Annotated in this window: 22 protein-coding genes and 1 riboswitch; of the genes, 6 read left to right on the top strand and 16 right to left on the bottom strand. The window is 73.1% G+C overall.

Annotation, left to right across the window (positions count from 1 at the left end):
- Position 1: 1 nt before the first annotated feature.
- Positions 2–1,207: a trans-sulfuration enzyme family protein gene (locus ACZ6I3_RS07675; protein ID WP_469412622.1), complete on the bottom strand. Its 1,206-nt coding sequence runs from the start codon at positions 1,205–1,207 to the stop codon at positions 2–4.
- Between the two features lie 60 nt (positions 1,208–1,267).
- Between ACZ6I3_RS07675 and ACZ6I3_RS07670 the strand changes: the two genes are divergently transcribed.
- On the top strand, positions 1,268–1,759 hold the full coding sequence (locus tag ACZ6I3_RS07670) for an Lrp/AsnC family transcriptional regulator (RefSeq protein WP_469412620.1): 492 nt from the start codon (positions 1,268–1,270) through the stop codon (positions 1,757–1,759).
- 31 nt (positions 1,760–1,790) lie between these two features.
- Positions 1,791–3,482, top strand: a complete 1,692-nt coding sequence (locus tag ACZ6I3_RS07665) for a DUF885 domain-containing protein (protein WP_469412618.1) — start codon at positions 1,791–1,793, stop codon at positions 3,480–3,482.
- Positions 3,483–3,596: 114 nt separating this feature from the next.
- On the opposite strand, the gene ACZ6I3_RS07660 is transcribed toward ACZ6I3_RS07665, so the two are convergent.
- The 10 genes from ACZ6I3_RS07660 to ACZ6I3_RS07615 form a co-directional block, all read right to left on the bottom strand.
- Entirely contained in the window at positions 3,597–4,115 is a 519-nt protein-coding gene (locus ACZ6I3_RS07660; protein WP_469412617.1) for an immunity 21 family protein, read from the bottom strand.
- Positions 4,116–4,170: 55 nt separating this feature from the next.
- The gene (locus ACZ6I3_RS07655) at positions 4,171–7,176 is read right to left on the bottom strand and encodes an AAA family ATPase (protein WP_469412615.1); all 3,006 of its coding nucleotides are present in this window, start codon (positions 7,174–7,176) and stop codon (positions 4,171–4,173) included.
- Positions 7,173–8,336: an exonuclease SbcCD subunit D gene (locus tag ACZ6I3_RS07650; protein ID WP_469412613.1), complete on the bottom strand. Its 1,164-nt coding sequence runs from the start codon at positions 8,334–8,336 to the stop codon at positions 7,173–7,175. The genes ACZ6I3_RS07655 and ACZ6I3_RS07650 overlap by 4 nt, the downstream gene beginning before the upstream one ends.
- Positions 8,337–8,444: 108 nt before the next feature.
- Positions 8,445–9,071, bottom strand: a complete 627-nt coding sequence (locus tag ACZ6I3_RS07645; protein WP_469412612.1) for a YigZ family protein — start codon at positions 9,069–9,071, stop codon at positions 8,445–8,447.
- Positions 9,072–9,117: 46 nt separating this feature from the next.
- On the bottom strand, positions 9,118–9,402 hold the full coding sequence (locus ACZ6I3_RS07640; RefSeq protein ID WP_469412610.1) for a hypothetical protein: 285 nt from the start codon (positions 9,400–9,402) through the stop codon (positions 9,118–9,120).
- Between the two features lie 123 nt (positions 9,403–9,525).
- The gene (locus ACZ6I3_RS07635) at positions 9,526–10,071 is read right to left on the bottom strand and encodes a SixA phosphatase family protein (protein ID WP_469412609.1); all 546 of its coding nucleotides are present in this window, start codon (positions 10,069–10,071) and stop codon (positions 9,526–9,528) included.
- Positions 10,068–10,886 carry a hypothetical protein gene (locus tag ACZ6I3_RS07630; protein WP_469412608.1) on the bottom strand — a complete coding sequence of 273 codons (819 nt, stop codon included), beginning with the start codon at positions 10,884–10,886 and terminating at the stop codon, positions 10,068–10,070. The genes ACZ6I3_RS07635 and ACZ6I3_RS07630 overlap by 4 nt, the downstream gene beginning before the upstream one ends.
- Before the next feature lie 73 nt (positions 10,887–10,959).
- Positions 10,960–11,772 (bottom strand): ABC transporter ATP-binding protein, encoded by an 813-nt coding sequence (locus ACZ6I3_RS07625; protein WP_469412606.1) that lies wholly within the window; start codon positions 11,770–11,772, stop codon positions 10,960–10,962.
- Positions 11,769–12,782 (bottom strand): FecCD family ABC transporter permease, encoded by a 1,014-nt coding sequence (locus tag ACZ6I3_RS07620; protein ID WP_469412604.1) that lies wholly within the window; start codon positions 12,780–12,782, stop codon positions 11,769–11,771. Before ACZ6I3_RS07620 ends, ACZ6I3_RS07625 begins: the two co-directional genes overlap by 4 nt.
- Positions 12,779–13,738, bottom strand: coding sequence for an ABC transporter substrate-binding protein (locus tag ACZ6I3_RS07615; RefSeq protein WP_469413113.1), 960 nt, complete (start codon positions 13,736–13,738; stop codon positions 12,779–12,781). The genes ACZ6I3_RS07620 and ACZ6I3_RS07615 overlap by 4 nt, the downstream gene beginning before the upstream one ends.
- A gap of 127 nt (positions 13,739–13,865) precedes the next feature.
- Positions 13,866–14,055, bottom strand: a riboswitch (cobalamin riboswitch).
- An 81-nt stretch (positions 14,056–14,136) separates the two neighbouring features.
- Between ACZ6I3_RS07615 and ACZ6I3_RS07610 the strand changes: the two genes are divergently transcribed.
- Together ACZ6I3_RS07610 and ACZ6I3_RS07605 are read left to right on the top strand one after the other, a co-directional pair.
- Entirely contained in the window at positions 14,137–14,544 is a 408-nt protein-coding gene (locus tag ACZ6I3_RS07610; RefSeq protein WP_469412603.1) for a CoA-binding protein, read from the top strand.
- 36 nt (positions 14,545–14,580) lie between these two features.
- A complete protein-coding gene (locus ACZ6I3_RS07605; RefSeq protein ID WP_469412601.1) occupies positions 14,581–15,804 on the top strand; it encodes a 4-hydroxybenzoate 3-monooxygenase in 1,224 nt (407 codons plus the stop codon).
- Position 15,805: 1 nt separating this feature from the next.
- Here ACZ6I3_RS07605 and ACZ6I3_RS07600 read toward each other — a convergent pair whose 3' ends face one another.
- Complete coding sequence (locus ACZ6I3_RS07600) at positions 15,806–16,165, bottom strand: ArsR/SmtB family transcription factor (RefSeq protein ID WP_469412599.1); 360 nt, start codon at positions 16,163–16,165, stop codon at positions 15,806–15,808.
- Positions 16,166–16,227: 62 nt separating this feature from the next.
- Here ACZ6I3_RS07600 and ACZ6I3_RS07595 point away from each other — a divergent pair, with 62 nt between their 5' ends.
- Entirely contained in the window at positions 16,228–17,256 is a 1,029-nt protein-coding gene (locus ACZ6I3_RS07595) for a cation diffusion facilitator family transporter (protein WP_469412598.1), read from the top strand.
- Between the two features lies 1 nt (position 17,257).
- On the opposite strand, the gene ACZ6I3_RS07590 is transcribed toward ACZ6I3_RS07595, so the two are convergent.
- From ACZ6I3_RS07590 to ACZ6I3_RS07580, 3 genes are all read right to left on the bottom strand, one after another.
- Positions 17,258–17,815 (bottom strand): YbaK/EbsC family protein, encoded by a 558-nt coding sequence (locus ACZ6I3_RS07590; RefSeq protein WP_469412597.1) that lies wholly within the window; start codon positions 17,813–17,815, stop codon positions 17,258–17,260.
- Between the two features lie 42 nt (positions 17,816–17,857).
- Positions 17,858–18,430: a helix-turn-helix domain-containing protein gene (locus ACZ6I3_RS07585; RefSeq protein WP_469412595.1), complete on the bottom strand. Its 573-nt coding sequence runs from the start codon at positions 18,428–18,430 to the stop codon at positions 17,858–17,860.
- A 111-nt stretch (positions 18,431–18,541) separates the two neighbouring features.
- Complete coding sequence (locus ACZ6I3_RS07580) at positions 18,542–19,273, bottom strand: acyltransferase (protein ID WP_469412594.1); 732 nt, start codon at positions 19,271–19,273, stop codon at positions 18,542–18,544.
- Positions 19,274–19,385: 112 nt separating this feature from the next.
- On the opposite strand from ACZ6I3_RS07580, the gene ACZ6I3_RS07575 reads away from it, so the two are divergent.
- Positions 19,386–19,913 carry a gamma carbonic anhydrase family protein gene (locus ACZ6I3_RS07575; RefSeq protein WP_469413111.1) on the top strand — a complete coding sequence of 176 codons (528 nt, stop codon included), beginning with the start codon at positions 19,386–19,388 and terminating at the stop codon, positions 19,911–19,913.
- Positions 19,914–19,966: 53 nt separating this feature from the next.
- On the opposite strand, the gene ACZ6I3_RS07570 is transcribed toward ACZ6I3_RS07575, so the two are convergent.
- Positions 19,967–20,605 carry a DedA family protein gene (locus ACZ6I3_RS07570; protein WP_469412593.1) on the bottom strand — a complete coding sequence of 213 codons (639 nt, stop codon included), beginning with the start codon at positions 20,603–20,605 and terminating at the stop codon, positions 19,967–19,969.
- Between the last annotated feature and the right edge of the window lie 23 nt (positions 20,606–20,628).

Genomic DNA, 20,628 nt, shown 5'->3' with positions numbered 1-20,628 from the left:
TTCAACGTCGGTGGGCGGCCGCGAGTCCGTGGTGGCTTGTCGCGCAGTTCCCCGCGCCCCTGAGGAGCGCTCCCTCCAGGTCCCTCCAGAGGTCCTCCACGTCCTCCAAGCCCACCGACATCCTCAGCAAGCTGTCGCTCACCCCGGCGTCCTGTCGGTCGTCCGCGTCCACGATGCGGTGGCTGATGGACGCCGGGTGCTGGATGAGGGTGTCGACGCTGCCGAGGCTGACGGCGGGGGTGATGAGGCGGACGCCGGCGATGACTTCGTGCGGGTCGCCGTGTATCTCGAAGGAGACCATCGCGCCGCCGATGCGCGGGTAGTGCACGCGGGCCACCCGCGGGTCGGCGGCCAGGCGGCGGACGAGTTCGGCGGCGTTGGCGGAGGCGGCCCGGACGCGTACGGGGAGCGTGGACAGTCCGCGCAGCAGCAGGTAGCCGGCGAGCGGGTGCAGCACTCCGCCGGTGGCGAACCGTACCTGGCGCAGCCTGCCCGCGAACTCCTCGTCGCAGGCGATCACGCCGGCCAGCACGTCCCCGTGTCCGCCGAGGTACTTGGTGGCGCTGTGCAGCACCAGCCGCGCACCCTGCTCGGCGGGGCGCTGGAGGACCGGGGTGGCGAAGGTGTTGTCCACGAGCAGCGGCACCGAACCGCAGGCGTGTGCGACGGCCCGCAGGTCGACCTCGGCGAGCGTGGGGTTGGCCGGGGACTCCACCAGGACCAGGCCGGTGTCCGGGCGCAGCGCGTCGGCGATTCCGGCCGGGTCGGTCCAGGTCACCTCCGAGCCCAGCAGCCCGGCGGTGAGCAGATGGTCGCTGCATCCGTAGAGGGGACGTACGGCGACCACGTGCCGCAGCCCCATCGAGGCGCGTACGAGGAGGACGGCGCTCAGCGCCGCCATGCCGCTGGCGAACGCGACCGCCGCCTCGGTGCCCTCCAGCCGGGCCAGCGCGGTCTCGAAGCGGGCGACGGTCGGATTGCCCAGCCGTCCGTAGACGGGCGGGCCGTCCGGCTCCGAGCCCGTGGCGGCGAACGCGTCGATCCGGGCCGCCTCGCCGCGGCTGTCGTACGACGGGTAGGTGGTGGACAGGTCGATCGGCGGGGCGTGCAGCCCCTGCCGGGCGAGGTCGTCCCGGCCGGCGTGCACGGCCTCGGTGGCGAGAGCTCTCGACGCGGTACCCGTATTGATGTCCATGCCCATGTCCATGGAAGGGAGGGTGAACACTGACCGGTACTGTGCGGAGGAATGCCGTGTTACGTTCGGTCGATGGCCGAATCTGTCGTACTGGACCCGGTGGATCTCCACCTTCTGCGGCTGTTGCAGAACGACGCCCGGGCGACGTACCGGGATCTCGCCGCGCAGGTCGGCGTGGCGCCGTCGACCTGTCTGGACCGGGTGACGCGGCTGCGCCGCTCGGGCGTGATCCTCGGGCACCGGCTGGAGCTCGATCCGGCCAAGCTGGGGCGAGGTCTGGAGGCTCTGCTGTCGGTGCAGGTCAGGCCGCACCGGCGGGAGCTGGTGGGGCCGTTCGTGGAGCGGATCCGGGCCCTGCCGGAGTCGCGGACCGTGTTCCATCTGACCGGCCCGGACGACTATCTCGTCCATGTCGCGGTCGCCGACATGGCCGACCTGCAGCGGCTCGTGCTGGACGAGTTCACCTCGCGAAAGGAGGTGGCGCGGGTGGAGACCCGGCTGATCTTCCAGCAGTGGGAGTGCGGACCGCTGCTGCCGCCTTCGCCCTCGGCTCAATCGGGATGACGTGCGCTTCTCGTCGTACGAGGATGGCCGCATGTCTGAGATCAAGAGCCCGCTGCCCCGTGAGGTCGCCGACGCCTACGTCGACGAGCTCGTCGCCCTCGACCCGATCACCGGCACGTTCCTCGGCGTGAAGGAGAGTTCGAGCAGGCTGCCCGACACCTCGCCCGCGGGCCAGGCGGCGTCCGCGGAGCTGTCGCGCCGGACGCTGGCCCGGCTGGCGGAGGCCGAGCGGCTGCCCGGCGCCGACAGCGAGATCGAGCGCCGCTGCGGCCGGCTGCTGCGCGAGCGCCTCAACGCCGAACTCGCCGTGCACGACGCCGAGGAGAGCCTGCGGTCGGTCAGCAATCTGAGCTCCATCGCCCATGCGGTGCGGCAGGTGTTCACCGTGACGCCGGCGCAGACGGAGGAGGACTGGACGGCGGTCGCGGAGCGGCTGCGCGCGGTCCCGGCCGCGCTGGAGGGGTACCGGGAGTCCCTGGCGCTCGGCCTGGAGCGGAAGCTGCACGGCGGGCCCCGCGCCACGGCCACGTTCGTGGAGCAGCTCGGCGAGTGGGCCGACGCGGACGGCGCGGGCCACGGCTGGTTCGAGCAGTTCGCGTCGGCGGGCCCCGAGTCCCTGCGGCCCGAGCTGGACACGGCCGCCCGTTCGGCCACCGAGGCCGTCCTGCGGCTGCGCGACTGGATGCGGGACGTGTACGCACCGGCGATCGAAGGCGCGCCGGACGTGGTGGGCCGGGAACGGTACGCGCGCTGGGTGCGCTACTTCAACGGCACGGACCTCGACCTGGACGAGGCGTACGCCTACGGCTGGTCCGAGTACCACCGCCTCCTCGGCGAGATGAAGACCGAGGCCGAGAAGATCCTGCCCGGCGCGGCCACGCCGTGGGTGGCGCTGGCGCACCTGGACGAGAACGGCACGCACATCGAGGGCGTCGACGAGGTCCGCGACTGGCTGCAGTCCCTGATGGACGAGGCGATGGACGCGCTCGACGGCACCCACTTCGACCTGGCCGAGCGGGTACGCCGGGTGGAGTCGCGCATCGCCCCTCCGGGCAGCGCCGCGGCCCCGTACTACACGCCGCCGTCGGACGACTTCTCGCGGCCGGGCTGCACCTGGCTGCCGACCATGGGCGAGACGCGCTTCCCCCTCTACGACCTGGTGTCGACCTGGTACCACGAGGGCGTGCCCGGCCACCACCTCCAGCTGGCCCAGTGGAAGCACGTGGCGCAGGATCTCTCCCGCTACCAGGCGAGCGTCGGCATGGTGAGCGCCAACGCCGAGGGCTGGGCGCTGTACGCGGAGCGGCTGATGGACGAACTGGGCTTCCTGACGGACCCGGAGCGCCGGCTGGGCTACCTGGACGCGCAGATGATGCGGGCCGTGCGCGTCATCATCGACATCGGCATGCACCTGGAGCTGACCATCCCGGACGACTCGCCCTTCCACCCCGGGGAGCGCTGGACGCCCGCGCTGGCGCAGGAGTTCTTCGGCTCGCACAGCAGCCGCCCCGCTGACTTCGTGGAGAGCGAGCTGACGCGCTATCTGTCGATGCCGGGCCAGGCCATCGGCTACAAGCTCGGCGAGCGGGCCTGGCTGCTGGGCCGCGAGAACGCCCGCGCCCGGCACGGCGACGCGTTCGACCCGAAGGCGTGGCACATGGCGGCCCTCTCCCAGGGCTCGCTGGGCCTGGACGACCTGGTGGACGAGCTGTCGCAGCTCTAGGCGTCGCCGGCGGCGGAAGCCGCCCTCGGAGCCGATGACCTGACCGGTGGCCATGCCGCACCGGTCAGGTAGTCGGTGTCGACAGGGAGCGGCGCGTCGCCGGCACCCCCACGGTCATCTGCGCGCGAGAAGCCGCAACTGGACCAAGCCCAGCCACGTCTCGGACCCCGGCTGTACCCGAGCCGCCCGAACCGCATACCTACCCGGCTCCAGAACAACCCGCACCCGGTCGCTCCCCGAGGCCTCACCCCCCGGCCATGCCGCGTCGAACAGAAGCACCGGCCCAGGCACCTGCCAGCTGACCTCCGGCTCCCACTCCGCCGTCGCGACAGCACCCGGCACACTCGCCAGCAACTCGTCCTCGGACCGCCCCGCACACCACCGCACGAACACGCCCTGGTCGGGCAGATACGCCGTCGAGGCGGGCTCGTCGCCCAGCACCAGCGCCGTGCAGTCGCCGACCGGCAGCAGCCCGACGTGTCCGTCCACCTCACAGGCCCGGTCGTAGTCGGACGCCGTCTCCTCGCCGTCCGCACCCGCCCAGAACGGCAGAACCGTCTCGGGCACCGCTATCAGCGGTCCGCCGCCCGACTCCACCCACTCCACCGTGCCCGGCTCCGCGTATCGCACCATGAGGCAAGAACCTACAAGGTCAACGCGCCGCGCCGTGCCGGGGGTTAGGGCCTTCTCACAAACCACCCTGAACGCCACGCTGCCGCAGCACCGAACCGGACCGGTCCTTCACGACCTCCAGCTGTGCGTGGATCCGCCGTCGCAGGTCGGCCACATGGCTGACGATGCCGACGCTGCGGTCGCGTTCGCGCAGGGAGTCGAGGACGTCGAGGACCTCGTCGAGGGTCTGGTCGTCGAGGCTGCCGAAGCCCTCGTCGATGAAGAGGGTGTCCAGCCGCACGCCGCCCGCCTCGTCCGTGACGACGTCCGCGAGGCCGAGCGCGAGGGCGAGCGAGGCGAAGAACGTCTCGCCGCCCGACAGGGTCGCCGTGTCCCGCTCCCGGCCGGTCCAGGCGTCGACGACATGCAGTCCGAGTCCGCTGCGCCCGCGCCCGGTGCGGTCGTCGGAGTGGACGAGCGTGTAGCGGCCGGAGGACATCCGCCGCAGCCGTACGGTCGCGGCGGCGGCGACCTGTTCCAGCCGGGCCGCCAGGACGTACGACTCCAGGCGCATCCGGCGTTCGTTGTCCGCCGAGGTGCCGGCGGTGAGGCCGGCCATGCGGGCGACCCGGTCGTACTCCTCGCGCAGCGGTGCCAGTCGGCGTACCGAGGCGGTGGCCCGGGCGGACAGCCGGTCGAGTTCGGCGCAGCGCCGGGCGGCGGCGTCCTGTGCGGAGGCGGCCTCGCGGGTCCGCCGGTCCGCGGCGGAGGCGGCCCGCTCCGCGCTCTCCAGGTCGGCGGGCCGCTGCCGGGCGGCGGCAGCGGTGTCGGCCTCGGCGAGGACGGCCCGGGCGGCGGTCTCCTCGGTCTGCCAGGCGTCCAGCCGCCGTTGCAGCTCGCGGTGGACGGCGTCGTCGAGGAGGGCGTCGGCCGCGGCCTCGGGGGTCTCGAAGCCGGCGCGGAAGGCGGCGTCGGCGAGCCGGGCGTCGGCGTCCTTGAGCCGCTGGGCGGTGTCCTCGGCGGCGCGGGCGGTGTCGGCGGCGTCCGTGAGCAGCGCGGTCCGCCGCTCCAGCTGCGCGGCCCGCGCGGCGACGCTGTCCAGGGTGCCCCTCGCCCGGTCCAGCTCCTCCTCCAGGCCGGCCCGTTCCCGGTCCAGCCGCTCCCGGTGTCCGACCCGGGCGGCGGTCCGCACGGCGGCCTCCTGCCGGGCGGCGACACGCCGTTCCTGCTCGTGCCCGGCCTGCCGCAGCCTTTCCCGCGCGGAGTGCAGCTCGGCGGCGCCCCGGCGGGCCTGCTCGTACTGCGCCTCCAACTCCTCGACTTCGTCGGAGAGTTGAACGGTGGGCGTGTCCCCGGCCTCGGCGGTGGCCGCCGCCAGCGCCTCCCGTACGTCGCCCAGCCGCCGTTCGTCCGCGGTGCGCTGTTCGTCGGCGCGCTGGTAGGCGGCCAGGGCGTCTTCCTCGGCCTCGCGGTCGACGTGCCCGGCGACCTTGCGGGCGGGGGCGGGGTGTTCGGTGGCCCCGCAGACGGCGCAGGGCTCGCCGTCGGTGAGGTGCGCGGCCAGTTCGGCGGCGATACCGGTCAGGCGCTGTTCCTTGAGGTCGAGCCAGTGCCGCTTGGCCCGCAGCATCCGCTCCTGTGCGTCCCGGGCCCGGATGACGGCCTCGTCGGTGTCCTGGGTGAGCCGGTCGCGCCGCCGGGCCGCCGCCAGCCGCTGCCGCGCGGGGTCGCGCCGTACGGCGAGCTGTTCGGCGAGGGAGGCGGCCTGCTGCGCGGATTCCACCCGGGCCTGGAGACCCGCGTGGGTCTCCCCCCAGCCGTCGAGCCAGTCCTCCGCCTCCCGCAGGACGTCCGCGTCGGCACGCTCCTCACGGTCGAGGCCGGCGCGTTCGTCGAGGAGTTCGGCCAGCCGGCGTTCGGCGCGGCGGGCCGAGTCCAGCCCGCCCAGCTCTTCGGCCGCCCGGCGCGCGGCCGTCGCGAGTCCGGCCGCGCCCGCGTCGGCGAAGCTCTCGGGCAGCAGGGCTCGCGCGCGGGTCTCGGCGTCGGCGGCCCGCCGGTGCTCGGCGTCGGCGGACTCCCGCAGGTCCAGAGCGGGCGCGACCCTGTCGGCCTTGCGGGCCCGCTCCATGCGCGCCTGCGCCTCCCGGTAGGCCTCGGCGCCCTCCTCCAGGCGCGCCATCCGTTCCCGCGCCTGAGTGAACCGCCGCTGGAGCCGGGCGAGTTCGCGTACGTCGTCGAGGGCACGGCCCGCGGCGGCCCGCGCGGACTCGGCGGCGGTGAGGGTGCAGTCGGCGACGGTGAGCTGTTCGCGGGCGGTGCCGCGGGCGACGGCGGCGGCACCCAGCACGGCCTCGGCCAGCCCGGGTTCGCCGGGATCCAGCTCCGGCAGCTCCATGGCGTCGCCCGCGGCCTGCTGCATGCGGTGGGCGTCGGCCAGCAGGTCGGCGTCCCCGTCCCGCACCTGGGCCTCGGTGGCCCGGCGCCGCTCGGCGAGGCGCTTCTCGACGTCGGCGAAGCGCCGGGTGTCGAACAGGCGGCCGAGCAGCTTGCCCCGGGCCTCGGCGTCGGCGCGCAGGAACCGGGCGAAGTCGCCCTGGGGCAGGAGCACGACCTGACAGAACTGCTCCCGGCTCATGCCGAGCAGCTGGGTGACCTCCTCGCCGATCTCCTGGTGGGAGCGGCTGAGGTCCTTCCAGGCCGCGGCCGTCGCGTCGTACTCGCGGAGCCAGGTCTGGGCCTTGTCGAGCGTCGTGCCGGTTCCACGCTTCTTGGGGCGTTCCCAGGGCGGCTGGCGGGTGACCTCCAGACGGCGCCCGGCGACGGTGAGTTCGAGGGCGACCTCGGTGCGGGTCGCGGGTGCGGCGTGGTCGCTGCGCAGGGTCGCGCCCTGTCCGCCGCCCTGCCGGGCGCCGGGCACCGAGCCGTACAGGGCGTAACACACGGCGTCGAGGACGGACGTCTTGCCCGCGCCGGTCGGTCCGTGCAGCAGGAACAGCCCGGCCGTCGACAACTCGTCGAAGTCGACGGTCTGGGTGCCTCCGAAGGGGCCGAAGGCGGTGACCGTGAGCCGGTGCAGCCTCACCGGGCCACCTCCCGTACGGTCTCGTCGGCCCGGACCGCGTCGAACGCGTCCCTGAGCACGCCCTGTTCGTGGGCGTCGGGTCCCGCGCCGCGCACGTGGGCGACGAAGTCCTCCGCGATCTGCTGGTCGCCGCGGCCGGCGAGGCGCCGGGCGTACGACACGTCGGGGTCGTCCGCGGTGCGGTCGGGGTCGAAGACGAGGCTGAGCGTGTGCGGGAAGCGCTCGGTGAGCCGGGCCATCGGGTCGGCCGGGCGGACCGGGTCGGTGAGTGTCGCCTCGACCCACGACTCCTCGTGCCGTGCCTGCTCCGGGTCGGCGAGCAGGTCCTCCAGCGTGCCCCGGATCCGGGCGAGGGGGCGCGGCACGGGGCAGTCGACACGCTCGGCTTCGACCGACCCGTCGGCGTCCAGGTCGACGAGCCACATGCTCTTGCGGTGCCGGGCCTCGGAGAAGGAGTAGGGCAGCGGGGAACCGGAGTAGCGGACGCGGTCGGTGAGGGTCTGGCAGCCGTGCAGATGCCCGAGGGCCACGTAGTCGACGCCGTCGAAGACACCGGCGGGTACGGCGGCGACACCACCGACGGTGATGTCCCGTTCACTGTCGCTGGGCTCTCCGCCGGTGACGAAGGCGTGCGCGAGGACGACGGAGCGGGTGCCGGGCGCACGGGTGGCGAGGTCGGCGCGGACCCGGTCCATGGCGGCGGCGAGCACGGCCTCGTGCCCGGCCCTCTCCACGCCGAACTCGTCCTTCACCAGGGCCGGTTCGAGATACGGCAGACCGTAGAAGGCGACCTCCCCGTGGGCGTCGGCCAGCACCACCGGGATACCGGCCGCCGACGGCTCGGTCCGCAGATGGATACCGGCCCGCCCGATCAGGCCCGCGCCGACCCCCAGACGGCGGGCCGAGTCGTGGTTCCCGGAGATCATCACGGTCGGCACGCCGAGGTCGGCGAGCCGGTGCAGTGCGTCGTCGAACAGCTCGACCGCGGCGAGCGGCGGAACCGCCCGGTCGTAGACGTCCCCGGACACGACCACCGCGTCCACGGACCGCTCCCGCACGGTCGCGACGAGCCGGCCGATGAAATCGGCCTGGGCCCCGAGCATGTTCACCCGGTGGAACGACCGGCCGAGGTGCCAGTCGGATGTATGCAGCAACCTCATGATCCCCCGAGACTAACCGCCGGGTCTGACGTCACGGGCGGTTACTCCCGTATCGACCCGTCATCAGCCGCCGCAGCCACGCCCTCCATGCCCGCTTGGTCCGGATCGTCAGATATCGCCGTACGCCTCGCCGCCCGGCTCGAAGCGGGCCGTGCCGGAGGTCACATCCGCGAGCCAGGCCCGGAAGGCGTCCACCTCCGCGTCCGGGAGGGCGATCTCCATCGTGACCGCCTCGTCGTAGCGCACGTCCCGCACCTCGCGGCCGGTGGTGCGCAGGTCGTTCTCCAGTTTGCCCGCCCGCTGGTGGTCGACGGTGACGGTGGCCAGGCGGAATCTGCGGCGGGTGCGCGTGCCGAGGGTGTCCAGGGCCTCGCCGACCGCTCCGCCGTACGCCCGGATGAGGCCGCCGGCGCCGAGCTTGACGCCGCCGAAGTAGCGGGTGACGACGGCGACGACGTACCGCATGTCGCGGCGCAGCAGCATCTGGAGCATGGGGACACCTGCGGTGCCGCCGGGTTCGCCGTCGTCGCTCGCCTTCTGGACCGAGGCGTCGGCGCCGATGACATAGGCCCAGCAGTTGTGGTTGGCGCCGGCGTGCTCCTTGCGGACCGCGGCGATGAAGTCCTGCGCCTCCTGCTCGGTGGCCGCCGGGGCCAGGGCGCACAGGAAGCGGGAGCGGTTGACCTCGGTCTCGTGCACGCCCGTGCGGGCGACCGTGCGGTATTCGTCCTGCATCCGGCCAGCCTATTCATCCGGTCAGCCGGATCGGCCGGGACCTCCGCTACGAATGAGCCACGACCTCACCGGCCGTGACCTGGGGCGGATGCGGCAGCAGCGAGGCAAGGCGGTCCCGTACGAAGTCCCCCGCCCTTTCGGTCGACTCCTCGGCGCCGGCCCGGTCCTCGAAGACACTGGTCGACACCATCACCCCGCCACCGGCATCGACCCAGTAGTACGCCACGAAACCCCGGACCTCGCGGACGAGCGGCAGGAACCCGTCGTTCACCCGGCGCCCCGCCTCAGCCGGGTCGGTCACCCCTTCGTACCGTCGGATCACTGCGTGCATGGGTGGTCTCCTCATGGTCTCGAGGGCGTTCCTCGCAGACGGCGTACCCGCCGCGGCACGTGCGCCAGGCGCGAGCCGGGCGCAAATCACCGAAAAGGCCCCATGTCTGTGCGTGCTCCTGGGCTACTGCTCCTTCCGGCCCCGGGGCACGATCACGGACGTGAGCAGCGCGGTGCCGGGGATGAGGGACCGCCAGGTCGCGCCGCGCCAGGACAGGACGGCGATCGCCGAGGTGGGGAACTTCGTACGGACCTGCTCCAGGGTGTCGTCGAGCCCGTCGGCGGCGAGGGCCACGACCAGTTCCTCCAGACCGGGGTTGTGCCCGATCAGCAGCAGCGTCTCGACCTCGGGGGGCACCGCCTGCGCGACGGCCAGCAGACCGGAGGGACCGGCGGCGTACAGCCGCCGGTCGTGGCGGACCGGCGGGGGCGTGCCCCACTGGCCGGCGGCCAGATCCCAGGTCCGGCGCGCGCGTACGGCCGTGGAGCACAGCGCGAGGTCCGGCAGGCAGTCGGCCTCGGCCAGCGCGCGCCCGGCCGCGGGGGCGTCCCGGCGGCCGCGCGGGGCGAGGGGGCGTTCGTGGTCGGCGACGTCCACGGGCCAGGCGGACTTGGCGTGCCGCAGGACGACCAGGCGGCGCAGTGGGCCGGCTCCGGCGCGCTCGATCATGACGGGGACCCCAGGTCGCGGGTGAGGTCGAGGCCGAGGAGCCGGTCGGCGTACGCGTACGTCTCGAAGCGCGCGCCGTCGGGCAGCTCCGGCTCGGTCTCGACATCGTGCAGGATGTCCAGTACCCGGGGCAGGTCCAGGTCATCCTCCCAGGCGTCGCGCAACCGCCGGCGCACCTCGTCGGGGACGGGCCGCGAGGGCAGCCGGGCCCAACGGGCGACCGCGCCGCGCCACCGCGCGAGGGTGACCCGGGCCTCGTCGAGCGTGACCGCCTCCAGCCGGGCGGGGGCGCTGTGGTGCCGGGCGAGCAGGGCGAGGCGCAGGACACCGGGGTCGGTGCCGTCCCGCGTGTCCGGGTGTGCGGAAGGGGCCGGGCTGTCGGAAGGGTCCCGGCTTTCGGAAGGGTCCGGGTTCTCGGCCTGCGCGGGGGCGACATCGATCCGTACACCGTCCGTCGCCGTGCCGCCCTCGACCGCGACCTGGATGACCTGGGCCTCGCCCAGCCCGGCACTCACGTCGGGGCTGTCCTCGAAGGGCCGGATGCCGAGCGCCGCGGCGCTCGCGCGCAGCTCCGCCTGCCGTCGCCCGCCGGTCAGCAGCGCCCACACCGGGGTGCCGCCCAGCTCCAGGGCCCGGACGAGCAGGTCGGCGACGAGCAGCACCCGCAGGCTCGTCGTGTCGAAGTCGGGCGCGTGCACCTCGACACGGGTCAGGCCCCGGCGGGCCGGGGCGGCGTCGACCGGCTCGCCGCTACGGGCGTCGATGATGCGCAGCACGAGGCGAGCGTAGGCGGGCGGGCGCGCACACGCAGGCATGTTCGACGTTTTCAGGCCACCGTGGCGGGAAGCACCCCACCAATGGCGTGCCCGGCACCGGGCCGGGCATGCCTCAGGCCAGCGTGCCCAGGAAGCGCACGTGGGGCCGCTGTTCGGGCCCCTCGCGGCTGACGGCGGCCCGCACCCCGTACACCTCCGCGATGAGCTCCTCGGTGAGGACGTCACCGGGAGCACCGCCCGCCACCACCGTCCCCCCGCGCAGGACGACGACCCGGTCGCAGTACATCGCCGCGAGGTTGAGGTCGTGCAGCGCGACGACGGTGGTGACCGGCAGGCCCGTGACCAGGGCGAGCAGGTCCAGCTGGTGGTGGATGTCGAGGTGGTTGGTGGGCTCGTCCAGGAGGAGTTCCCGGGGTTCCTGCGCGAGCGCGCGGGCGATCTGCACCCGCTGGCGTTCGCCGCCCGAGAGGGTGTGCCAGGGCTGGCCGGCCCGGGCGGCGAGGCCGGTGCGCTCCAGGGCGGCGTGGATCGCCCGCTCGTCGTCCGCCGAGGCGGGTGTCCAGGCGCGGCGGTGCGGGATCCGGCCCAGCCGTACGACGTCCAAGACCGTCAGCTCGACCTGGGTGTCGGCCTGTTGCTCGACCGTGGCGAGGCGGCGGGCGACGGTACGGCGGGGCAGGTCGCCCAGCGGGGTGCCGTCCAGGGTGACGACTCCGGCGGTCGGCGTGAGCAGCCCGGCCAGCAGCCGCAGCAGCGTGGACTTGCCGGAGCCGTTGGGGCCGAGGACGCCGACGGTGGAGCCGGGTTCGGGGGCGAGGGCGACGCCGTCGAGGATGAGGCGCCCGTCGGTACGGCGGCTGACCCGGTCGGCCCGGAGCCCGTCCCGCACCGGCTTCTCCGTCTCACTGACGTGTGTCCCGGTCATCGCACCCTCCGTGTCCGGTAGAGGACCGCCACGAACGCCGGCACCCCGATCAGCGATGTCACGACCCCCACCGGCACCTCCTGCGGATCCAGGACCGTACGGGCCAGGGTGTCGACCCAGACCAGGAACACCGCGCCGGCGAGGGCGGTGATCGGCAGCAGCCGGGCGTGCCCGGGTCCGGCAAGCGCCCGGGCGGCGTGCGGCAGGACCAGCCCGACGAAGCCGATCGCCCCGGCGGAGCTGACCAGCGCCGCCGTGAGCAGGGCGGTGACGCACAGCAGCACCAGGCGGGTGCGGGCCACGGACACCCCGAGCGCGGCCGCCGCGTCCTGCCCGAAGGCGAAGGCGTCGAGGGTACGGGCGTACGACAGGCACACCACCAGCGCCACGGCCAGGACGGCGAAGCACAGCCACACGTCGGTCCAGCCGGCCCCGCCGAGCGAGCCCAGGAGCCAGAACAGCACGCCCTTGGTCGTCTCGGCGTCGGCGGCGGTCAGCACGACGAAGGAGGTGAGTGCGGAGAAGAGCTGCATGGCGGCGACGCCCGCGAGGACGACCCGGTCGGTGGTGTCGCCGAGGGTGTGGCTGAGCAGCAGGACCAGCGCGAAGGAGACCAGGGCGCCGAGGAACGCGCCCGCGGACACCGAGACGACACCGCCGCCCACGCCCAGCACGACGATGACGACCGCGCCGGTGGAGGCGCCCGAGGACACCCCGAGCACGAACGGATCGGCCAGCGGGTTGCGCAGCAGCGACTGCATCACCGCCCCGCACACGGCGAGGCCGGCCCCGCACACGGCCGCGAGCAGGGTGCGCGGCAGCCGCAGCTGCCAGACGATCCCGTCCCGGATCGGCGTCAGGTCGGAGCTGCCGAGCCCGACATGCGAGGCGACGACGGACCACACGTCCCCGACCCGGATGTCGGCCGGTCCGATGGTGATCGCCAGGGCCACGGAGACCACCAGCAGCAAGGCGCCCGCGACACCGAGCGCCGGTCCGCGGACGGTCACTTCACGAGCCCGAACTCACGCAGTCCGGCCGCGACCTTCTCCACGCCCTCGACGGTGCGGATGGTCGGGTTCATGGCCTGTCCGCTGAGCAGCACGTAGCGCTTGTTCTTGACGGCGTCCATGTTCTTGGTGGCCGGGTTGGACTCAAGGAAGGCGATCTTCCGCTTCGCCGACTCGGCGGTCTCCGAGTTGCGGGTCAGATCGCCGATGACGAGGACGTCGGGGTTGCGGTCGGCGACCGTCTCCCAGTTGACCTGCGGCCATTCCTCGTGCGTGTCGTCGAAGGCGTTCTCGGCGCCGAGGGCGCGGGTCATGATGCCGGGCGCTCCGCAGCAGCCGGCCATGTAGGGCGACTCGGAGTTGGCGAACCAGTACAGAAGGGAGACGTCGGAGGCGTCGACGCCCTGGGTGGCCTTCTTCATCCGCTGCTGGAGGGAGGCCACGAGCTTGTCGCCGCGGTCCTTCACTCCGAACACGGTCGCGAGGTCCCGCACCTCGCCGTAGACGGCGTCGATGCCCAGCGCCTTGTCGCGCTTGCCGTCGCCGCCGCCCGAGTTGTCCTTGCCTGCGCAGTCGGACGGGGAGACGTACGTGGGCACGCCGAGCTTCTCGAACTGGTCCCGGGTGGCGACGCCGCCCTTGCCGAGGGTGGAGACGAAGGACGCGGCGACGAAATCGGGCTCGGAGTCCAGGACCCGTTCGAAGGACGGGTTGTTCTCGGCGATGCGCGGCACCTTCGCGTTGGCCTTCTCCAGCCCCTTCATCACGGGGTCGGTCCAGGTGGCCGTGCCCGCTATTCGGTCGGCGAGGCCGAGGGAGAGCAGGATCTCGGTGGTGCCCTGGTTGAGGGAGACGGCGTGCTTGGGCGCCTTGTCGACTCGGACCTTCCGGCCGCAGTTGTCGAGAGCGGCGGACGCCTTGGCCTTGGGAGCCTCGGAGCCTGCGCAGCCGGTCATGAGCAGGGAGCAGGCCGCGAGCAGGACGGCGGCACGGGCGGGTCGGGCGAGGGGCAAGGAAACCAGTCCTCAGACGTCGAGGGCCCGATCGCGGAGCCCGGTCGTACGGTGCTCCCCCACCGCCGGCCGGCCGCGGGGGCCGCCAGCAGGTCTTCGGACTCGGGTTCACCCGGTGCGGGGCGCCTTCCCGTACGACATACGAGCCGTTCAGTGGCCGAGGCCCCGCCCGTCCCCCTCACCGCTGCGCGTCAGTTCCGGATTCGCACCGGATTCCCTGACCCACGTACATGGGTTCGACTGGCCTCGGCAAGCTATCACGGAGGATCCGGGGGAATCACAGCGCACCCTGCGTCGTTGCCCGGACAGCAGCTCTTCCGCGACTCCCGAGGAGGCCGCCGGTGTACGGCGACGACGCAACGCTCCGCAGGATCCTCACCGAGCTCGGCGACACCTGGGCCGTGGTGGGCCTGTCGTCGAACCGGCAGCGCGCGGCGTACGGCGTCGCCGCGGTGCTCCAGCGGTACGGCAAGCGCGTCGTGCCCGTGCACCCCAAGGCGGAGACCGTGCACGGCGAGCAGGGGTACGCGAGCCTGTCGGACATCCCCTTCGACGTGGACGTCGTGGACGTGTTCGTGAACAGCGACCTCGCCGGAGCCGTCGCGGACGAGGCGGTCGCCAAGGGCGCGGGGGCGGTGTGGTTCCAGCTCGGGGTCGTCGACGCGGCGGCGTACGACCGGACCCGGGCCGCGGGTCTGGAGATGGTGATGGACCGCTGCCCGGCGATCGAGATCCCGCGGGTGGGGTGACGGTCACGGCCGACGCGCCCGCTCCATAATGAGTGCATGACCCACCCCTCCCCGCCCTCGAACTCCGGCTCCCCGCACCATGTCCCGGTCGTCGTCGTGGGCGCCGGTCCCGCCGGGCTGACGATCGGCAACATCCTGCGGGCCGCCTCGGTGGACTGCCTGGTGCTGGAGACCGAGACCCGGGAGTTCATCGAGCAGCGGCCCCGGGCCGGGATCATCGAGGAGTGGGCCGTACGGGGCCTGGAGAAGCGCGGCCTCGCCCGGAATCTGCTGGACCGCGCGGAGCTGCACAGCGCGTGCGAGTTCCGCTTCGACGGGGAGCGGTACCCGTTCCACTACGGCGAGATGACGGGCAGTCACCACTTTGTCTACCCGCAGCCGTTGCTGGTGACGGACCTGGTGCGCGAGTACGCCGACGTGCGCGGCGGGGAGATCCGCTTCGGGGTCCGGGACGTCGAGGTGCACGACATCGACAGCGACCGGCCGTCCGTGTCGTACACCTGCCCGGAGACGGGTGAACGGCGGGTCGCGCACTGCGACTTCGTGGCCGGCTGCGACGGGGCGCGCGGAGTGACGCGGGCCTCGCTGCCGCCGGAGCGGGTCCGCCTCGCGCGGCACGACTACGGCATCGGCTGGCTGGCGCTGCTCGCCGAGGCCCCGCCGTCGGCCGACTGCGTGCTGTTCGGCTGTCACGAGAACGGCTTCGCGGGCCAGATGCCACGCAGCCCGGAGGTGACCCGCTACTACCTCCAGTGCCCGCCGGGCGACGACCCGGAGAACTGGCCGCACGAGCGCGTCTGGGCGGAGCTGCGGCAGCGGCTCGGGGCGGCCGGTGCGCCGCCGCTGACGGAGGGGCGGCTGATCGAGAAGCGCGTGCTGGACATGCACGACTACGTGGTCGAGCCGATGGTGCACGGCCGGCTTCACCTCGTCGGCGACGCGGCCCATCTGGTCGCCCCCATCGCCGCCAAGGGCATGAACCTCGCCCTGCACGACGCCTTCCTGCTCGGCGACGCCTTGGTGGCCCGCCTGACCTCGGGTGACGACAGCGGTCTGGCCGGCTACGCGCAGGCGTGCCTGCGGCGGGTCTGGGACTACCAGGAGTTCTCGCAGTGGCTGTCCGAGGTGTACCACGGCACGGCGGCGGGCGACCCGTTCCGCGCGGGCACCACGCTCGCCCGGCTGCGCCGCCTGTTCACCTCGCCCGCGGCGGCCGCGGCCTTCGCCGAGCAGTATCTGGGGACGGCCGCGCGGTACTGATTCAGTCGTGCGGGGGGCGGTCGCTGAGACGGTGGTCGGCCACGTTCAGCGCCTCGTCCACGAGTCGGCGCAGATGGCCGTCGCGGAGTGAGTAGATCACGCGGCGGCCGTCTTTGCGTGTGTCCACCAGGCCCGCGAGACGCAGCCGCGCCAGGTGCTGGCTGACGGCGGGCCGGGCCGCCCCGCACGCCTCCGTCAGGGTCGTGACATCGGCCTCTCCCCCGGTCAGTGCGTGCAGCAGGGCGAGCCGGGTCCGGTCCCCCAGGAGCGCGAGGAGTTCGGCGGCGAGCGCGAACTGTTCCTCGCCGGGGCTGCGCGGGTGCGCATCGTGCGCAGGTGACAAGTGCATGCGTGCGCTCATAAGCACATAATGGCGTTGTGGGCGTGTGCGCGTCCACTCCCGCGCACCGGAAGGGGACCCACGTGAGCGACCGGCACGAGCACTCCCGCCCTCACCACCACCGGCACGGCCCGCGCCACCGGCTGTCCCATCTCCTCAGCCCCCACTCCCACGAGACGGCCGACAAGGTCGACTCCGCCCTGGAGTCCTCGGCCCGCGGGATGCGGGCGCTCTGGGTCTCGCTCGCGGTGCTCGGTGTGACAGCCCTGGCCCAGGCGCTCGTGGTGGCCGTCTCCGGCTCGGTGGCGCTGCTCGGGGACACCGTGCACAACACGGCGGACGCGCTGACCGCCGTGCCGCTGGGGATCGCCTTCGTGCTGGGCCGGCGCGCGGCCACCCGCCGCTTCACCTACGGCTACGGACGGGCCGAGGACCTGGCGGGGCTCGTGATCGTGCTGACGATCGCCGCGTCCGCGGTCTTCGCGGGGTGGACCGCGATCGACCGCCTCCTCGACCCGCGCCCGGTCCAGCACGTCCCGGCGGTCGCCGTGGCGGCCCTCGTGGGGTTCGCGGGCAACGAGTGGGTGGCCCGCTACCGCATCCGGGTCGGCCGCGCGATCGGCTCGGCCGCGCTGGTCGCCGACGGACTGCACGCCCGCACCGACGGCTTCACCTCACTGGCCGTGCTGCTGGGCGCCGGCGGCTCGGCCCTGGGGTGGCAACCGGCCGACCCGATCGTGGGGTTGGCGATCACGGCGGCGATCGCGCTGGTGCTGCGGGACGCGGCGCGTGAGGTGTTCCGGCGGGTGATGGACGCGGTCGACCCGGCCCTGGTGGACCGGGCCGAAGCTGCCCTGACCGAGGTCCCCGGGGTGTGCGGGGTGGGTGAGCTGCGGCTGCGCTGGATCGGGCACCGGCTGCGCGCCGAGGTCGCGGTCGTGGTCGACGGCACCGTGACGGTACGCGAGGCCCACCGGATCGCCGTCGACGCCGAACACGCGCTGCTGCACGCCGTGCCCCGCCTCACCGCCGCCCTGGTCCACGCCGACCCGGAGCCGGTGCCCGGCGAGGCGGACCCGCATCTGGTCCTGGCCCATCACACGCCGGCGTAGGTCAGGAGACCCCGAGCCCCTCCAGCACCACGGCCCCGGGCAGTTCCGCGAACGCCTTGCCCGGCACCAGCAGCTTGCCGCGCCGACGGCCGCTGCCGACCAGCACATACGGCAGGTCGACGACGGCCGCGTCCACCAGCACGGGCCAGCCGTCCGGCAGTCCGAGTGGGGTGATGCCGCCGTACTCCATGCCGGTCTCGCCGGTCGCCGTGTCCATGCTGGCGAACGAGGCCTTGCGGGCGCCGAGCCGGCGGCGCACGACGCCGTTCACGTCGACGCGGGTCGTGGACAGCACGACGCACGCGGCGAGCGTGGTCTCGCCGGCGCGCTTGCCCGTCACCACCACGCAGTTCGCGGACCGCTCCAGCAGGTCCCGTCCGTGGTGCTCCACGAAGACGGCGGTGTCGGCCCACTCCGGGTCGGTGTCGACGTAGAGGATCTGGTCGGCGGGGACGCTGCCCGGCCAGTGCCGTACGGCGTCGGCGACCGGGCCGGTGAGTTCGTCGAGGCAGGCCGGGGCGGGACGGACGTCGTCGAAGTGTCCGATGGGTGCGCGCATGACCGCACGCTAACAACAGCGGGCCCCCTCCGACCGGGCGCCTCAGGACACGGGCGGCACCGAGACGGCCATCGTCATCCGCATCGGCACCTCGCCGGTGTTGCCGTACGTGTGCGGGACGTTGGCCTCGAAGTGGACGCTCGCGCCCGCGGGGACGCGGTGCTCGACGCCGTCGACGGTGAGCGTCAGCTCCCCCTCCGTGACGTGGAGCAGTTCGGTCGTGCCGGCGGGGTGCGGGTCCGAGGGGCTGCTCTCGCCGGGCATGAGCCGCCAGTCCCACATCTCCAGCGGGCCAGGCGCCTCGGTGCCCGCGAGGAGCCGGTTGTAGCTGCCGGCCTCGGTGTGCCACAGCCGCACGGTCTGCTCGGCGGGGACGATATGGACGTTCGGGCTCTTCTCGTAGTCGAGCAGGGTGGTGATGCTGATACCGAGCGCGTCGCCGATCTTGACGACGGTGCCGAGGCTGGGGTTGGTGCGGGCCTGCTCGATCTGGATGAGCATGCCGCGACTGACGCCTGCCCGGGCGGCGAGCACGTCCAGGGTGAAGCCGCGCACCGCGCGCCAGTGCTTGACGCTGCGCGCCAGGGACTGGGTCAGCAGCTCGAGGTCCGACACGTTCCGTCCAACATTTCGTATTCTTGACCTGATCGTTCACTGAACTGTACTGCGAGGCTTCCGGACCATGACAGCGCTCTTCGGGGACCTCCTGCTGGCATCGGGCTGAGGTCAGGACCCCGGTTCCAGCTCCGAGAGCGCGCGCAACTGTTCGGGCGTGACGCCCTCCGGTATAGGCACCGGCGGCGGGGTGCGCAGCGGCGGCTGCCAGCCGTCGGCCGGGGTCCAGCGGCGTACGACACGGGCCGGCGCGCCCGCCACCACGGCGTGGTCGGGCACCGTGCCACGTACCACCGCGCCCGCGGCCACCACCACGTTCCGCCCGATCCGGGCGCCCGGCAGGATCACCGCGCCCGTGCCGATCCAGCAGCCGGGCCCGATCTCCACCGGCTCCATCCGCGGCCACTGCCTGCCGATGGGCTCGTGCGGATCGTCGTAGGAGTGGTTGGTGGACGTGACGTAGACGTACGGGCCGAAGTAGCAGTCGCTGCCGATGGTGACCGTCGTGTCCGCGATGACATGGCTGCCGCGGCCCAGGACGACACCGTCGCCGAGGCGCAGGATCGGGTCGGGGCCGAGATCGAGGTCGGGCATCAGGCCCGCCGTGAGGGTGACCTGCTCGCCGATGATGCAGTGGGAGCCGAGGTGGATCCAGGGTTCGCCGAAGACGGTGCCGAGCGGGAAGGCGAGTCTGGTACCTGTTCCGATGGCTCCGAAGCGGTGGCGCCCGGGGTGCTCGGCCGTGACGGAGCCCGTGCGCTGCGCCCAGGCCCAGCCCGCGTGGACGGCGCGCTGCATCAGGCCCCGCCACCGGGATGAGAACGTGTTCTTGCGCTTCGGCACGAGGTCACCGTACTCAGCGGTAGCCCACCTCGCGGTGCCGGAGGCCTGTGATCTTCGCCCCACCGGGTGCCGTACGGTTTGCGCGTTGTCTACGACGTTTCTGGAGGCGGACATGGCGCAGCGGGCGATGATCACGGGGATCGGCGGCAGGGAGCCGCAGATCGATCCGGAGGCGTTCGTGGCGCCGACGGCTTCGGTGATCGGGGGCGTGACGCTGGGTGCGGGGGCGAGTGTCTGGTACGGGGCCGTGCTGCGCGGTGACGTCGAGTCGATCTCCGTCGGCGCCAGCAGCAACGTCCAGGACAACTGCACGCTCCACGCCGACCCGGGGTTTCCCGTGACGGTGGGTGAGCGGGTGTCCATCGGGCACAACGCCGTGGTGCACGGGGCGACCGTCGAGGACGACTGTCTGATCGGGATGGGCGCGACCGTGCTGAACGGGGCCGTGATCGGGGCCGGGTCTCTTGTCGCCGCGCAGGCCCTGGTGCCGCAGGGGATGGTGGTGCCGCCCGGGTCCCTCGTCGCCGGGGTGCCGGCCAAGGTCAAGCGACCGTTGACGGAAGAGGAGAAGCAGGGGGTGACCCTCAACGGCACGATGTACGCCGAGTTGGCGAAGGCGCATCGGGATGTGCACGCGTAGGTCGACCGGCGGGTGCGGCGCGGTGGGGGCTGATCGCGCAGTTCCCCGCGCCCCTAGGGCACCGGTGCCCCGGTCACTTCCAAGTTCTGGTTGGCCTTCTTCGCCTTGCGCTTGATCACCAGCATGGAGGTCACGCCGACGAGGACCGCCGCCACCAGGCCCAGCCACGAGAAGCGCTTCAGCCAGGACTCGGCGACGATGCCGACGTAGTAGATGACGGCCGTCGTGCCGCCGGCCCAGACGATGCCGCCGAGGACGTTGGCGATGAGGAACTTCCAGTACGGCATCCGGAGCACACCGGCCAGCGGGCCCGCGAAGATGCGCAGGAGGGCGACGAAGCGGCCGAAGAAGACCGCCCACATGCCCCACTTCTCGAAGGAGCGCTCGGCGGTGGCGATATGGCCCTCGCTGAAGTGCCTGGGGAACTTCTTGCCCAGCCAGGCCAGCAGGGGCCGGCCGCCCTTGCGGCCGATGGCGTAGCCGATGGAGTCACCGATGATCGCGCCGGCCGTGGCGCAGGCGCCGAGGACGACGGGGTCGATGTCGCCGTGCTGGGAGGCGAGCAGTGCGGAGGAGACCAGGATGATCTCGCCCGGCAGCGGGATGCCCAGGCTTTCCAGGCCGATGACCACTCCCACCAGTGCGTAGACGGCGACGGCGGGTACGGTTTCGAGCCACTCCTGGACGTGCAACGCGGGTTCCTTTCCCTGAGCTT

The organism is Streptomyces sp. NPDC041940, from assembly GCF_055589465.1.
This window is presented reverse-complemented; position numbering and strand designations above follow the sequence as displayed.